Below are 14,461 nucleotides of genomic sequence, written 5' to 3'. Positions count from 1 at the left end.
CTAATGCGGACGATGTGTGGTTAGGCTGTCCTAAGTAAGCCTGACGTCACCCCCGCACACGGAGTCCTCATGAAGCGAAGTCTCGCCGCGCCCGTCGCCGCGGCCACCCTGCTGCTCTCCGCCCTCACCGGCTGCAGCACCGGCTCGACCACCGGCGACACCGCATCGGAGCCGACGGCCACGACCACGGCCGACGCCGACGCCTTCCCCGTCACCATCGAGCACGCGCTGGGCGAGACGACGATCGAGTCCGAGCCCACCCGCGTCGCGACGCTCGGCTGGACCGACCAGGACCACGCGCTGGCCCTCGGCGTGGTGCCGGTCGGCGCCACCAAGATCGCGTGGGGCGGCAATGCGGGCGGCTCCACCGAGTGGTTCGACGCCGCGGTCGAGGAGGCCGGTGCCGAGGCGCCGGTCCGGTACGACGACGCCGACGGCGCGCCGGTCGAGGAGATCGCCGAGCTCGCCCCCGACCTGATCCTGGCGACCAACTCCGGGATCACCGAGGCCGAGTACGCCAAGCTCTCCAAGATCGCGCCGGTCGTGGCCTACCCCGAGGACCCGTGGACCACCCCGTGGCAGACCTCGCTCGAGATGGTCGGCGAGGCACTGGGGCGCACCGCCCTGGCCGAGGAGGTCCTCGCCGACACCGACGCGGCGATCGAGGAGGCCAGGGCCGCCAACCCGCAGCTGGACGGCGCCGAGCTCATCTACGGCTACCTCACCCCCGCCGACCTCTCGTCGGTGGGCATCTACGCGCCGGAGGACCCGCGCGTCGCGTTCCTGCGCGACCTCGGCATGGTCGACGCCCCGGCCGTCGCCGGCGCCATCGAGCCGGGTGCGTTCTACGGCAGCGTCTCGGCCGAGCAGTCCAGCGAGCTGGACTCCGACGTCTTCCTCACCTGGGTCGACTCCGCCGACGCGGTCGAGACCATCGAGGACGACAAGCTGCTCGGCAGGATCCCGGCGATCGCCGAGGGCCACTGGTACGCCGAGACCGACAAGGCCACGGCCATGGCGTCGACCAACCCGACGCCGCTCTCGATCCCCACGATCATCAGCGACTTCGTGCCCCACGTCGTCGAGGCCCTCGAGGGCTAGGCCCGTGTCCGCCCTCGCTCCGACGCGGGACGCCGCCACGGACCCTCCGGGGGGAGGTCCGAGGCGACGGCTCGCCCTGCCGGCCAGCGCCGCGATCACGGTCGCGGTGCTGGCCGGTGCCGGCGTGCTCTCGCTGGTCGTCGGGGCTCGGGCGGTGCCGCTGGAGGCGCTCTGGGACCCGGGCCACCCGCTGGCCCCGGTCGTGCAGGCACGGTTCGAGCGCACCGTCCTGGGCCTCGCCGTCGGGGCGGCGCTCGGCCTGGCCGGCGCCCTCATGCAGGGGCTCACCCGCAACCCGCTCGCCGACCCGGGCATCCTCGGCGTCAACGCCGGCGCCACGTTCGCGATGGTCGTCGGGATGTCGACGTTCGGCCTCGCCACCATGGGCCAGTTCCTGCCCATGGCCTTCGCGGGCGCGGCGCTGGCCGCCGTGCTCGTGCACACGATCGCCTCGCTGGGCCGTGACGGCGCCACCCCGATGAAGCTCGCGATCACCGGCGCCGCCCTGACCGCGGGCCTGTCGAGCTGGACCACCGGCCTGCTGCTGGCCGACCGCCGGACGATGGAGTCCTTCCGCTACTGGCAGGTCGGCACGATCGGGGGGCGCGGGTTCGACGTCCTCCTCTCCGGGCTGCCCTTCCTCGCCGCCGGCACGCTGCTGGCGCTGACGGGCGCCCGGCTGCTGAACACGCTGGCGCTCGGCGACGACCTGGCACGCGGCCTGGGGCGTCGTACGACCCGCGACCGGCTCGTGATCGCCCTGGCCATCGTGCTGCTGGCCGGCACCGCCACCGCGCTGGCCGGGCCGATCGCCTTCGTCGGCCTGGTCGTGCCCCACGTCGTCCGGGGGCTCGTGGGGCCCGACCACGCCCGCGTGCTGCCGTTCTCCATGCTGGCCGGCGCCGCACTGGTCGTCGTCGCCGACACGGTGGGCCGCGTCGTGCTGCCGCCCTCGGAGGTGCAGGTCGGGATCATGGCCGCCGCCGTCGGCGTCCCCGTCTTCCTCGCCCTGGTCCGCCGCACCGGGAGGGCGCTGTGAGCCTCACGGTGCACCGCCCCGTCACCGCCTCCCCCGCGCCCGGCGGGGCGGCCGACGCCGCCGAGGCCCGCGCCGTCGTACGACGCGCGCGCCGGGCGCCCCGACGCCACCTCCTCCGGCTCGTCGGCGTGCTCGTCGTCGTGCTGGTCGGCGCGTTCGCGGCACGGGTGCTGCTCGGCGACTACACGGTCACGATCCCCGACTTCGTCCGCATCCTCGGCGGGGAGCAGATCCCGGGTGCCACCTACATCGTCATGGAGTCCAAGCTGCCGCGCGCCGTCCTCGCCGTGCTGGCGGGCCTGGCGTTCGGCATCGGCGGCGCCATCTTCCAGACCACGCTGCGCAACCCGCTGGCGAGCCCCGACATCGTCGGCGTCAGCCTGGGCGCCAGCGCCGCGGCCGTCTCCGCGATCACGCTGGCCGGGTGGTCCGGCTGGCCGGTGTCGGCCGCGGCGGTCGTCGGCGCGCTCGGCGTCGCCCTCGCGGTGCGCGGCGTGGCCGGCGACCACGGCGGGTTCCGCCTCGTCCTCGCCGGGATCGGGCTCGCGGCCGCCATGCAGTCGGTGATCCAGTACGTCTTCACCCGCGTCGACGAGTGGGACGTCCAGCTGGTGCTGCGCTGGTTGACCGGCAGCGTCAACGGCGTGGCCTGGCCGAGCATCGGGTTGCTCGCCCTCTCCCTGGCCGTGCTGCTGCCCGCCACGGCGTGGGCCGCCCGGTCGCTGCCGGCCACCGAGCTCGGCGACGACACCGCCGCGGGACTCGGCGTGGGTCGCGGCCGCACCGACGTGCTGATGCTGCTCGGCGTGCTCCTCGTCGCCGTGGGCGTCGCCGCCGCGGGACCGATCGCGTTCGTCGCGTTCCTCTCCGGTCCCATCGCCCGCGCGCTGAACCGTGGGCGCACGACGCTGCTGGCCGCCGGCCTCGTCGGTGCCGTGATCGTCCTGGTCGGCGACCACGTCGGCGCCTACGCCTTCGCCGACCTCAACCTGCCCGTCGGCGTCGTCACCGGCGCCTTCGGCGCGCCGTTCCTGCTCTGGCTGCTCGCCCGCGGCCACACCGGAAGGAGGGTGGCATGACCGTCACCGATGGCAGGACCGGCTCCGCCGGAACGACCGGCACCGGTGGCCCGACCCCGACCACCCGGCTGGCTGCGAGCGACCTGACGCTGGGCTACGCCGACACGGCGGTCGTCCACGGCCTCGACCTCGAGGTGCCGCACGGACAGGTCACGGTGATCGTCGGGGCCAACGCCTGCGGCAAGTCGACGCTGCTGCGCGGCATGGCGCGGCTGCTCCGCCCAGCCTCGGGGGCGGTGCTGCTCGACGGCGAGGCCATCCACCGGCTGCCGAGCAAGCAGGTGGCCCGCACGCTCGGGCTGCTGCCCCAGAACCCGGTCGCCCCCGAGGGCGTGACGGTGGCGGACCTCGTGGCCCGGGGCCGGCACCCCCACCACGGCACGTTCGGCCGCTGGACCAGCGCCGACGACGACGCCGTGGCCGAGGCGCTCACCCTCACCGACACGCTCGGTCTCGCCGACCGCGTCGTCGACGAGCTCTCCGGCGGCCAGCGCCAGCGGGTGTGGATCGCGATGGCGCTGGCGCAGGGCACGGACCTCCTCCTGCTCGACGAGCCGACGACGTACCTCGACGTGGCCCACCAGGTGGAGATGCTCGACCTCCTCTCCGAGCTGAACGCCCGCCGCGGCACCACCATCGTGATGGTGCTGCACGACCTCAACCTCTCCGCCCGCTACGCCGACCACCTCGTAGCCCTCCACGCCGGCCGCGTCGTCGCCGAGGGGACGCCGCGCGAGGTGGTCACCGAGGAGCTCGTCCGCACCGTCTTCGGCCTCGAGAACCGGGTGATCGACGACCCCGTCTCGCACACGCCGATGGTGGTCCCCGTCGGCCGCCACCAGCCCCGGCTCCGGCGCCGGTCCGGCGCGCAGCCGTCCGCACCGCAGCCGCCCACCGACCAGCATCCCGCCCCGCTCCAGGAGACCCGATGACCGTGACCACCTCCGTCCTGCCCATGCTGTTCACCGAGGTCGAGGTGGTCTCCGTGGAGCGGATCTCGCCCAGCTTCGTCCGGCTCGAGCTCGGCAGCGCCGAGCTCGCCGAGTTCGGTGTCGACGGCCAGCGGTGGGACCAGCGGATCAAGCTGATCTTCCCCGACCCCGTGACCGGCGGCATCACCTCGACCGAGGGTGCGGACGACTCGTGGCTCGCCACCTGGCTCGAGCAGCCGGCCGAGGAGCGGGGGCACATGCGCACGTACACGATCCGCGACGTCGTCGGGTCGGGCGCGGACACCCGGTTCGTGGTCGACATCGTGCTGCACCTCGAGGGCGAGCTCGTCGGGCCGGGCTCGACCTGGGCCTCGCGGGCGGCCGTGGGCGACCGGATCGTGATGCTCGCGCCGCGCCGCGGCTACCCCTACGGCGGGATCGAGTTCAGGCCCGCCCCGGGCGCCGACCTGCTGCTGGTGGGCGACGAGACGGCGGTCCCCGCGATCTGCACCGTGCTCGAGCAGCTGCCGGCCGACGCCCGCGGCACGGCGTTCATGGAGGTGCCGGAGGCCGGCGACGTCCAGGACGTACGCGCGCCCGCCGGGTTCGAGGTCGTGTGGCTGGCCCGCGAGGGGGCCGAGCTCGGGCAGGGCCTGCACGACGCGGTCGTCGCGCACCTCGGCATCCCGGGCGCGCGGGTCGAGGTCTCCGCCGACGAGGTCGACCCCGACCTGTGGGAGACGCCCTTCTACTCCTCGTCGGGCGAGGAGGTGCCCGGCGACGTGACGGGCGTGGGCGGGACGTACGCCTGGATCGCGGGGGAGTCCACGGTGGTGACGGGACTGCGCCGGCACCTGGTCAAGGAGCTGGGCTTCGACCGCAGCCAGGTGGCGTTCATGGGCTACTGGCGCCGCGGCGTCGCGATGAGGTCCTGACGCCCGACCCCTCCCGCCCGGCCCCTTGCAGGTAACGCCCCGAAACCGGCACTCCCGCCCCCACTGACGGGGGCGGGAGTGCCGGTTCCGGGGCGTTACCGGCGGCGGTGGGGCAGGTCGAGGGTCGCGGTCAGCGGCGCTTCGGGGTGCGCGGGGAGTAGCGCACGCGCTCCGCGATGCGGTGGCGGGCGATCAGCTCGAGGTCGGTGAACGAGTCGTGCACGGCCTTCTCCTTTCAGTTCGGCGTCGCGGTGGTGGGTGTCGCGGTGGGGATGTCGCGGTGGGGATGTCGCGGTGCGGTCAGCTCTGGTGGAGCGTGACGTCGCCTGATGCGGTGGTGGCGCGCACCTCCAGGTAGGGCTGGTCGGGTGCGGGCTCGCCGGTGCTCGGGAGGGTGGAGGCCAGGCGGCCGCTGGCGGTGCGCACGTCGGTCCACACCGGGGTGCCCGGCACCACGCCGATCCGGACGTCGCCGCTGGCGGTCTTGGCGGTGATCCGCCCGGAGGCGACCTCGGTGACCACGAGGTCCCCCGAGCCGGTGGTGAAGACGGCCTCGCCGCCCAGCGACCGGACCATGGCGTCGCCGGAGCCGGTCTTGATCGCCAGGTCGTCGCGGGCGGACTCCACGCGTACGTCCCCGCTGCCGGTCGCGACCACGAGGGACGACTCCGCGCGGCGCACGACGACGTCGCCGGAGCCGGACTTGAGCTGCGCCTCGCCGACGAGGTGCTCGACGACCAGGTCGCCGGAGCCCGAATGGACGACGGCGTCACCCTCGACGACGTCGAGGGTGACGTCGCCGGACCCGCTGTCGACGCGGCTGTCGGCGAAGCGGCCGCGTGCCACGACGTCGCTGCTGCCGACCTTCGCGGTGAGGCCGCTGCCGACGGGCACCTCCACGGCGATCGTGGCGTGCGGGTCCCTGCCCAGGAGCCCGCTCGAGCGTGGCGGGGCGATGATCGCGATCCGGTCGCCGAGGTCGCGGACGTCGAACTCCTCGGCGCGCTCGCCGGTGATGCGCACGGTCGTCTCGGTGGTGTCGGTGGCGGTCACGTCGACGGTTCCGCGGCGGTTCTCGACGTAGAGGTCGACCGGTTCGGGGGTGTCGAAGGTGAGGTCGAGCTGGTTGCTCATCCGGGTCTCCAGTCGTGGTCGGGTGCAGGTCGGGGGCGGGTGGGGGTGCAGGTGAGTCGTCGAGGGTGTGCTCGTCCGACGCGCCGGCGCGGCCGGTGCGTTGGGGGGGTGCGGGCGGGACTCGGGCCGGGCGGCCGGGCCGGTCAGCCTCTGGGCGTCACAGCCAGCCGGTCATCCGGCGGCTCCCCTGCTTGCGGGTGGCGGCGAACGGGTCGTAGCTCACGAAGGGCACGCTGCTCAGGTCGATGTCGATGTTCACGGCGTGCTCGCTGGTGGCCTGGCGCACGACCGCCACCATCCACGTGTTGAGGCTCTGCCCGGCGGCCGCCGCCTTCTCCTCGGCACGGGCCTTGACGGCCTCCGGGATGCGGAGGGTGATCCGGGCCAGCTCGCCGTCCTCCTCGGGGGGAGCCGGCGGTGCCGGCGGCGGGGGCGGCGCGGGCATGGCGGCCTGCGGGGCGACCTCGACCACGAAGTCGAGCTCGCGGCCCGCCAGGCGTACGTCGACGCTGCCGTCCGGGAGCTCGGCGGTGATCTCGGCCGCGGCGTGGGAGATGGCCTCCATCAGCGCCAGCCGGGCGCTGGGGTCGAGGGCGAAGGCGAGGCGCTCGGCCGCCTGCTTCAGCTCGTCGCCCCCGGCCTCGGCCGCCGCGACGAGGTCGCGACGGAGGGAGTCGACGTACGGCGTGATGTCCATGTGCACCACGATGACATCATCGTGACATCACGTCAAGGGCGGAGTGGCGTCACGCGGTGCCGCGCCGCGGGCCCTCCGGGGCGTGCGTCATACGGACCCGCACCTATTGGCGCGAGTCCGTATGACGCTCGGGGCGGGAGGGGCAGGCCGGGCCACGCTGAACGGGCCGGGGCGTACGAGGCGCAGGGACGTCGGATGGGCGGCGGGGCTGCCCCTCGTCGCCGGTCCCCGACCCCTCAGAGGTCGAAGAGCGAACCGGTTCCGCTGATGTCCGCGTCGGTCCTGGGCGTGTGCGCGGGGGCGTCGGGCGACGAGGCGCTGGGCGTCCTCGGCTCCTCTCGGTCCTCGACCTCGAACTCGGCCTCCGACTCGGCCTCCGGCTTGGCCTCCGACTCGGCCTCCGGCTCGAGCTCCGACTCAGCCTCCTGCTCCGGCTCGGCCTCCTGCGCCGACCCGACCTCGGCCTCCGGCTCGCCGTTCACCGCCGCCTCGCCGTTCACCGCCGCCTCGCCGTCCGGCTCCGCGTCGCTGAACGTCGCCGCCTGGCTCAGGTCGGCGCCGCTCGGGGGCCCCGCCGGCCCGGAGTCCTCGACCCGCGAGTCCTCGACCCCGGAGTCCTCGACCGACGGGTCGGCGGCGGCGGAGACCGGCTCGGGCTCGGCAACCGGAGCCTCGAGGTCGAACAGCGAGCCGAGGCTGGAGATGTCGGTGTCCGTCCGAGGCGTCGGGGTCGCCCCGGCGCTCGGGCCGGTCGCAGGCTGCGGTGCGGCCGGGGTTCGGACCTCCGCGGCCGTCGGCAGGGCCTCCGGCTCGGCGACCGGTTCCGGCTGGGCGGCTGCGGGCGCATGGGCCGACTCGGGCTGCTGACCGGCGGCCGGCGTGGCGTCGGCGGCTGGCGCCTCGAGGTCGAACAGCGAGCCGAGGCTCGAGATGTCGGCGTCCGTGGTGGGTGTCGACGTCGTGCCGGTCGCGGCCGCCTCCGGTGCGGGTGCGACCTGCGGGGCAGCCTCCGCAGCGCCCGCCCTGGCCTCGGCCTCCGGCTCAGCGGCCGGTCCCGATACGGGCGTCCCCGCTGCCGAAGAGGCCTCCGGTGCGTCTGCGGGAGTGCTCGACGAGGTCGGCTCGGGGGCTGCGATGTCGAAGAGCGATCCGCCGCCACCCAGGCCGGCGGTCGGCGCAGGGGCCGGGGTGGCAGGAGGAGCTGCCTCGTCGGGCTCGCCGACCGTCGCGGCAGCAGCGGACTCCGCGGCGGGAGCGGTCTCGGGCTCGCTGGGCGTGCCGAGGTCGAAGAGCGAGCCGCCCGCGCCGAGGTCCACGGACGCAGCCGGCTCGGGCGCCGGCTCGGGCGCCGGCTCCGGCTCGGGCGCGGGTACGTCGAACAGCGAGCCGCCCGACGCCGGCCCGGGGGTCGCCTCGGCGGAGGACCCGGCCCGCGCTCCGGCGTCCGTCGTCGCCGCGGCCTCGGGCGCCGGCACGTCGAACAACGAGCCGGCGGAGTCGGCCGGGGTGTCGAACAACGAGCCGGCGGAGTCAGCGGGGGTGGTGTCGGACGAGCCGGCGGAGTCGGCCGGGGTGTCGAAGAGCGAGGTCCCGCCGGACGCCTTGGCGGCGGGGCCGGCGTCCGCGGTCGAGGTGACGGTGTCGTCGGTGACGGTGACGTCGCCGGCCTCCGGCTCGTCCTTGGTGGCCACGTCGCCGGCCGGAGCAGCGGCAGCGGCGCCGGAGGCGGCAGCCGGAGCTGCGGCCGGAGCTGCGGTCGGAGCGGAGCCCGGCGCGGCCTTGGTCGCCTGCTCGCCCTTGACCGATGCGAGCAGCATCTGCGCGACGTCGAGGACCTCGACCTCCTCGCGCGCCTCGCCCGCGGCCTGCTGGGCGGTGAGCCCGTCGGAGAGCATCACCCGGCAGAACGGGCAGCCGACCGCGATCTGGTCGGCGCCGGTGCCGACGGCCTCCTTCGTGCGGTTGACGTTGATGCGCTCGCCGAGGTTCTCCTCCATCCACATGCGCGCGCCGCCGGCGCCGCAGCAGAAGGAGCGCTCGCTGTTGCGCTCCATCTCGACGACCTCCGCGCCGGGCAGCACCTGGAGCAGCTCGCGCGGGGGCTCGTACACCTGGTTGTGGCGACCGAGGTAGCAGGGGTCGTGGTAGGTGATCGAGCGCTTCGCGGCGCCCGCGCCGTCCTTGACCGGGGTCAGGCGACCCTCGCGCACGAGGCGGTTGAGCAGCTGGGTGTGGTGCACGACCTCGAGCTCGATGCCGAAGTCCTTGTACTCGTTCTTGAGGGTGTTGAAGCAGTGGGCGCAGGTCGAGACGACCTTCTTGACCTTGTACTCCTTGAAGGTCTCCACGTTCTGCTGCGCGAGGCCCTGGAAGACGAACTCGTTGCCGGCACGCCGGGCAGGGTCTCCGGAGCAGGTCTCGCCGTTGCCCAGCACCCCGAAGGAGACGCCGGCGATGTCGAGCAGCTCGGCCACCGCACGCGTGGTCTTCTTCGCGCGGTCCTCGTAGGCACCCGCGCAGCCGACCCAGAAGAGCCAGTCCACGGACTCGAGGGACTCCAGGTCCTCGCCGACGACCGGCACGTCGAAGTCGAGGCCCTTGGCCCAGTCCATGCGGGCCGAGGCCGACATGTTCCACGGGTTGCCCTTGTTCTCCAGGCCCTTGAACAGCTGGTTGAGCTCGGCGGGGAAGTTCGACTCCACCAGCAGCTGGTAGCGCCGCATGTCCATGATGTGGTCGACGTGCTCGATGTCGACGGGGCACTGCTGGACGCAGGCGCCGCAGGTCGTGCAGCTCCAAAGCACGTCCTCGTCGATGACGAAGTCGCCGTCGGTGGGGTTGTAGAAGTAGTCGAGCACGTCGGTGCCGGCGCCGTGGGTCTCGCCCTTGGAGCCGGCCCCGACCAGCTGCCGCTCGGCGTGCGCCGGGTCGCCGTCGTGCTTGGCGTACGCGTGGTCGCGGAGGCTGGTGATCACGAGCTTCGGCGACAGCGGCTTCTCGGTGTTCCACGCCGGGCACTGCGACTGGCAGCGGCCGCACTCGGTGCAGGTGGTGAAGTCGAGGATGCCCTTCCACGAGAAGTCCTCCACCTTGCCGGCGCCGAGGACCGACTCCTCGTCGAGGTCGTCGATGTCGTCGAGGGTGACCGGCTTGCCGTCGGAGGTCAGCGGCTTCATCGCGCCCAGGGCGGTGCTGCCGTCGGCCTCGCGCTTGAACCAGATGTTGAACCAGGTGGTGAAGCGGTGCCAGGCGATGCCCATGGTGAGGTTGCGGGCGATCACCATCAGCCAGATCATCGCGAGCACGATCTTGAAGGCGGCGATGGCGTAGATCGTGTTCTCGAGGGCCTCGGTCGAGCTCGGGTAGAACGCGTCACCGATCCAGGACGCGACCGGGTAGTGGCTGCGCCCGGCGTCCTCGTCGAGCTTCCACTCCGCCGCGCGCACGAAGAGGATCGCTGCGCCCTCGAGCAGGGCCAGCGCCTCGACGAAGTAGGCCTGCCAGAAGGTCGAGCCGAAGAAGCGGCTGCCCCGTCCCTCGGTGCGGGGGTGGTGCCGCTGGCGGACGAGGATGAGGAAGACGATGCCGACGGTGCTGAGCACGCCGATGAGCTCGCTGAACCACTCGTACGGGTACCAGTGGCCGATCAGCGGCCACGCGAACGACGGCTCGAAGAGCTGGAAGTACGCCGCTCCCACGGCGGTGCTGAGGAACAGGAACGCCGCGTAGACGAACCAGTGCATGACGCCGATCCACGGCCGCTGCAGCATCCGCGTGTGGAGGAAGGTCTCCTTGAGCATCGTCGCGGTGCGCCCGACCGGGTTGTCCGCGCGGCCGGGAGCCGGCTGGGCCGCGCGGATCACGCCCAGCATCCGGCGCACGGCCGGCACCAGCATCGCGACGGCGACGGCGGTCAGTGCGAACGAGACGACGATCGCGAATGTCTGCATGAGGTGCGGCTCCTCGGTCGGGGCGTACAGAGCCGGAGCATAGGTCGGCCCCACGGACCGACGGCAGGGCTCTGCCGAGTGAGAAAGATCCTACCCGCAGGTAACTTGTGACCGGGACGCGGTGAGGGTCAGTTCACGAGCGCGACGTTCTCGACCTCGATCTCCCGGGCGTCCTCCCGGTGTGCCGCGAGCCGGGTGCGCAGCTGGTCGAGCGCGTCGGTGAGGCGCTCGACGCCGTCGCGCAGCTTCTGCTGGTGCTCGAGGTGGGCCGCGTGCGAGTCGCTGGTCTCGTCCCACCCGGGCGTGAGCGCCTCCACCCGCTCGAGGAGGTCCTGGACCTGGCCGGTGATCGACGTGGTCGCGTCGGCGAGCGCCGACTCGATGCTCGACAGGGAGCCTTGGTGGACGACGAGTCCGCGCTCGCTCACCGGGCACCGCCTCCGAGACGGTCGGCGAGCAGTCCGGCGCGCTCGGCCTGCGCGACGTCGTTCGTGGCGTGCTCCTGGGCGAGGTGGACGAGGTCCTGCGAGTAGGCCTCGAGGATCGGGCCGAGGGTGACGGCGACGTCGAACCAGGCGTTGATCGCCTCGCCGAAGCCTGCGGCCGCCTGCCCCCGGAACCCGGTGCCGGCCTCGGACTCGATCGTGGCCCCGAGCGTGCGCAGGGTCTCCTGCAGCGGTTCCACAGCCTCGGCCGCGGCCTGGGCCGCCGCCTGCACCTCGGCGTAGACAAGTCCGACGGCCACGGCCGCCCCCTTCCTCGGGTCGCTGGGTTTTCGCTGGTCGATCGGCGCCCTCCTACCCTCCGCGCCGGCCATCTACACGCGTGCCGCGGAGGAAACTCCGCAGTTTGAGGGCGCAGCCGCTGGGGAAGCCTCCTGCCATGCCGTCCTACGACTACGAAGTCGACCTCGAGAGCATGGGCAAGGCGGCCCAGGGGCTCAGCGAGACGCTCCAGCTCTTCAAGGACAAGGACGTCGAGGACCTCGTGCCGTCCCGCGGCGACGTCGGCAGCGACGTCGTGTGGGACGCGCTCGACGAGTTCAAGAACCGCTGGGAGGAGGGCGTGAACAACCTCTGCCAGGACGTCGAGGAGATGGCCGGGCGGCTCGGCAAGATCGCGATGAACTACTTCGAGACCGACAAGGCCGGCCACGACGCCCTCTCGGCGCTCAAGGGCACCATCGCCGCGATCAGGGTGATGTGACGTGCCGGACTTCGAGATCGAGGGCAGTCCCGGCAACATCCGGGCCAAGGCCCTCACCCTGGAGCAGAAGGGCCAGCTCTTCTACGACACCGGCGACGCGCTCGGCAGGATCGACGTCTCGGGCTGGATGGGCCGCGCCGCCGACGAGTTCCGGGAGGCGCACGACCTCGAGCCGGAGCGCTGGGTCGCGTCCGGCAACGGCTTCAAGAGGGCCGCCGCCGCCCTCACGGCGTACGCCGGCGTGCTGGAGGACGTCCAGCGGCGCGCCGCCGAGGCCGGCGCCGAGCACGAGCGTGGGCGGCGCGAGTCCGAGAACGCCCGGGCGCAGTACGGCACCTACATGGACCGGATGCGCTCCTACTGGAGCAGCGGCGGCACCGAGCAGGCGGAGCCGTTCGTCGACTGGGGCGAGCCCATCCAGCAGGAGGCGCTGCGGGCGCTCGCCTCCGCCCGCGCCGACCTCGACGTCGCCGCCGCGACCTGCGCCGGCGAGGTGCGCGCGGGGTGCGCCGACGCGCCGGAGGAGCCCAACTGGCTGGAGTCCGGCCTGAAGTTCGTCGGCGGCATCCTCGAGGGAGCCGGCGAGGCCGTCTGGGACCTGCTCACGATGGTGCCCTTCAGTCCCGTGAACCTGGTCATCGACTCCTACCGGCTCGCGACGGGCGACATCACGCCGGAGGAGCTGAGCACCAAGTACGAGCTCTCCGCCGAGAACGCCTGGACGATGGCGCAGGCCATCTACACCGGGCTGACCACCGACCCCGTGGGCTTCGGCAAGAACCTCGGCAAGAGCCTGCTCGACTGGGACACCTGGGCCGACGACCCTGCCCGCGCGATCGGTCACCTGGTCCCCGACGCGATCGCGACCATCGCCACGGGCGGTGCCGGCGCCAGCCTCAAGGCGCTGCGCGGTCTCGACGGACTGCACGACATCTCCACGCTCGCCCGCCCGTTGCACGGGCTGCGGTCGCTGCGCGGCATGGACCTCGGGGACCTGACCGGCTTGTCGCGGATGGACGACGTGCAGCTGGGGCGCCACCTCGACTCCCTCTCCCGGAGGACCAGGCGCGGCTGCTGCGCCGCGGGTCGGAGCCGCAGCTGGGGACGTTCGAGGACGTCTTCGGCGAGCACAGGTGGGACACCGACTACGGCCGCGTGGCGGACACGTTCGACGGACCCGTCACGTCGTACGACGCGGTCCCGCGCAGCGAGACCCTGGTCAACCTGCACGGCGCGGGCGACCCCGGGTCGGGCACGTTCTGGACCGACACCCGCGAGGCGGCGTCGTTGCGCACCGAGGCCCAGGCGATGGACCGGCTCGCGCTCGAGAAGAGCTGGTACGACAATGGGGACGGCACCTACAAGCCGCGTGACGAGATCACCGTGCGCGACTTCACCGAGGGGGACGGCATGCGGGTCCAGGAGGGCACGATCGGGCCCCAGCCGACGACCCCTGGCGGGGCGACCCAGCACGTGATGGGTCTCGACGAGCCGTTCTACTCCCAGGGGCAGGCGTCGCAGTGGACCGGGCCCGCTCCGTGGGTCAGCGCGGTCCCGGACGGCGCGTGGGCCGGCTTCGGCCACGGGGCCGCCGCCGGCCTCGGCGGAAGCCTGCTGGTCGGTGCCGCCGCCGAGGACGGCGGCCCGTGAGCCTGGTCGACCGGCTGCTCGGTCGTTCCGCCCGGCCGCCCGCGCCGCAGGCAGCGCCCGCCGACGAGGCGCTCGAGCGCTGGGCCGCGACCGCGGAGGCGGTGTCCGCGGGGCTGGGTCCCGGGGGCCGGCTCGCGGTCGCCCTCCTCGGGGAGTCGCTCGTCGACGGGCCGACCTCGCCGTGGTTCGGCCACGAGCCGACGCCCACGGGCCTCGACGACCTGTTCACGGCGCTGGGGGAGGAGCCCTCCGCCGCCGCGCCGCTGCTCGACGCCGAGGCGCAGCTGTCCGGTCGCCGTCCGGGGGAGCCGGCCGCCGGCACCCGCGCGCGGTGGGGTCGGCTGGTGGAGGCGGCGCTGACCGACCCGGCGGCCCGCGAGGTGCTGCCCGAGCGCGACGAGCGCCACCTGGCGGCCGAGCGGGCGTGGCGGGCCGCGGCCGGTGCGGTCCAGCCCTGGCGCGCCGTGCAGCTGCACCCCGGCCGCGCGCTGGGCCAGGTCCGCTGGTACCCCGGCTGCGAGACCAGAGCCTCCGTCGGCTACGCCGACCCGCTCGGCCTGGGCATGGTCGAGCGGGCGGTCGAGGAGCACCGCTACTCCGAGGTCGAGTGGCAGGCCCTGCGGCCGGCAGCCGACCTCGTCCGGAGCGGCGTGGACGCACTCTCCTGGCGCCTGTCCTCGATGCGGTTCGCGGTGGAGGCGCACCGGGGGCCGGCCGTTGGGTGACGCGACCGGGGCG

At 73.7% G+C, this 14,461-nt stretch carries 14 protein-coding genes; 9 read left to right on the top strand and 5 right to left on the bottom strand.

Features of this window, described 5'->3' with window-relative positions; all coding sequences use genetic code 11:
- Positions 1-69 precede the first annotated feature (69 nt).
- Genes J3P32_RS07330 through J3P32_RS07310 form a run of 5 tightly spaced genes read left to right on the top strand, consistent with a single transcriptional unit; the run spans position 70 to position 5,086 of the window.
- Positions 70-1,101, top strand: coding sequence for an iron-siderophore ABC transporter substrate-binding protein (locus J3P32_RS07330; protein ID WP_210439162.1), 1,032 nt, complete (start codon positions 70-72; stop codon positions 1,099-1,101).
- A gap of 4 nt (positions 1,102-1,105) precedes the next feature.
- A complete protein-coding gene (locus tag J3P32_RS07325; RefSeq protein WP_307861612.1) occupies positions 1,106-2,140 on the top strand; it encodes a FecCD family ABC transporter permease in 1,035 nt (344 codons plus the stop codon).
- A complete protein-coding gene (locus J3P32_RS07320) occupies positions 2,137-3,219 on the top strand; it encodes a FecCD family ABC transporter permease (RefSeq protein WP_307861611.1) in 1,083 nt (360 codons plus the stop codon). Before J3P32_RS07325 ends, J3P32_RS07320 begins: the two co-directional genes overlap by 4 nt.
- A complete protein-coding gene (locus tag J3P32_RS07315) occupies positions 3,216-4,151 on the top strand; it encodes an ABC transporter ATP-binding protein (RefSeq protein WP_210439161.1) in 936 nt (311 codons plus the stop codon). Before J3P32_RS07320 ends, J3P32_RS07315 begins: the two co-directional genes overlap by 4 nt.
- Positions 4,148-5,086: a siderophore-interacting protein gene (locus J3P32_RS07310; RefSeq protein WP_246849964.1), complete on the top strand. Its 939-nt coding sequence runs from the start codon at positions 4,148-4,150 to the stop codon at positions 5,084-5,086. The genes J3P32_RS07315 and J3P32_RS07310 overlap by 4 nt, the downstream gene beginning before the upstream one ends.
- A 300-nt stretch (positions 5,087-5,386) precedes the next feature.
- Here the strand turns inward: J3P32_RS07310 and J3P32_RS07305 are convergent, their stop codons facing one another.
- The 5 genes from J3P32_RS07305 to J3P32_RS07285 all read right to left on the bottom strand — a co-directional run bounded on the left by J3P32_RS07305 (position 5,387) and on the right by J3P32_RS07285 (position 11,612).
- The gene (locus J3P32_RS07305; RefSeq protein WP_210439160.1) at positions 5,387-6,220 is read right to left on the bottom strand and encodes a DUF4097 family beta strand repeat-containing protein; all 834 of its coding nucleotides are present in this window, start codon (positions 6,218-6,220) and stop codon (positions 5,387-5,389) included.
- A 157-nt stretch (positions 6,221-6,377) separates the two neighbouring features.
- The gene (locus tag J3P32_RS07300; RefSeq protein WP_210439159.1) at positions 6,378-6,917 is read right to left on the bottom strand and encodes a toxin-antitoxin system HicB family antitoxin; all 540 of its coding nucleotides are present in this window, start codon (positions 6,915-6,917) and stop codon (positions 6,378-6,380) included.
- Positions 6,918-7,153: 236 nt separating this feature from the next.
- Positions 7,154-10,867, bottom strand: coding sequence for a heterodisulfide reductase-related iron-sulfur binding cluster (locus tag J3P32_RS07295; protein ID WP_210439158.1), 3,714 nt, complete (start codon positions 10,865-10,867; stop codon positions 7,154-7,156).
- A gap of 128 nt (positions 10,868-10,995) precedes the next feature.
- Positions 10,996-11,295 (bottom strand): WXG100 family type VII secretion target, encoded by a 300-nt coding sequence (locus J3P32_RS07290; RefSeq protein WP_210439157.1) that lies wholly within the window; start codon positions 11,293-11,295, stop codon positions 10,996-10,998.
- Positions 11,292-11,612, bottom strand: coding sequence for a WXG100 family type VII secretion target (locus tag J3P32_RS07285; protein WP_210439156.1), 321 nt, complete (start codon positions 11,610-11,612; stop codon positions 11,292-11,294). Before J3P32_RS07285 ends, J3P32_RS07290 begins: the two co-directional genes overlap by 4 nt.
- Before the next feature lie 137 nt (positions 11,613-11,749).
- Here J3P32_RS07285 and J3P32_RS07280 point away from each other — a divergent pair, with 137 nt between their 5' ends.
- The 4 genes from J3P32_RS07280 to J3P32_RS07265 are packed head-to-tail and all read left to right on the top strand — an operon-like array spanning position 11,750 to position 14,448.
- Positions 11,750-12,073, top strand: a complete 324-nt coding sequence (locus J3P32_RS07280) for a hypothetical protein (protein WP_210439155.1) — start codon at positions 11,750-11,752, stop codon at positions 12,071-12,073.
- Between the two features lies 1 nt (position 12,074).
- The gene (locus tag J3P32_RS07275; protein ID WP_210439154.1) at positions 12,075-13,550 is read left to right on the top strand and encodes a putative T7SS-secreted protein; all 1,476 of its coding nucleotides are present in this window, start codon (positions 12,075-12,077) and stop codon (positions 13,548-13,550) included.
- Positions 13,550-13,723 (top strand): hypothetical protein, encoded by a 174-nt coding sequence (locus J3P32_RS07270; protein ID WP_210439153.1) that lies wholly within the window; start codon positions 13,550-13,552, stop codon positions 13,721-13,723. The genes J3P32_RS07275 and J3P32_RS07270 overlap by 1 nt, the downstream gene beginning before the upstream one ends.
- On the top strand, positions 13,720-14,448 hold the full coding sequence (locus J3P32_RS07265) for a hypothetical protein (RefSeq protein ID WP_210439152.1): 729 nt from the start codon (positions 13,720-13,722) through the stop codon (positions 14,446-14,448). The genes J3P32_RS07270 and J3P32_RS07265 overlap by 4 nt, the downstream gene beginning before the upstream one ends.
- Positions 14,449-14,461 lie beyond the last annotated feature (13 nt).

Source organism: Nocardioides xinjiangensis (assembly GCF_017916385.1).
Taxonomy (GTDB): domain Bacteria; phylum Actinomycetota; class Actinomycetes; order Propionibacteriales; family Nocardioidaceae; genus Nocardioides; species Nocardioides xinjiangensis.
This window is presented reverse-complemented; position numbering and strand designations above follow the sequence as displayed.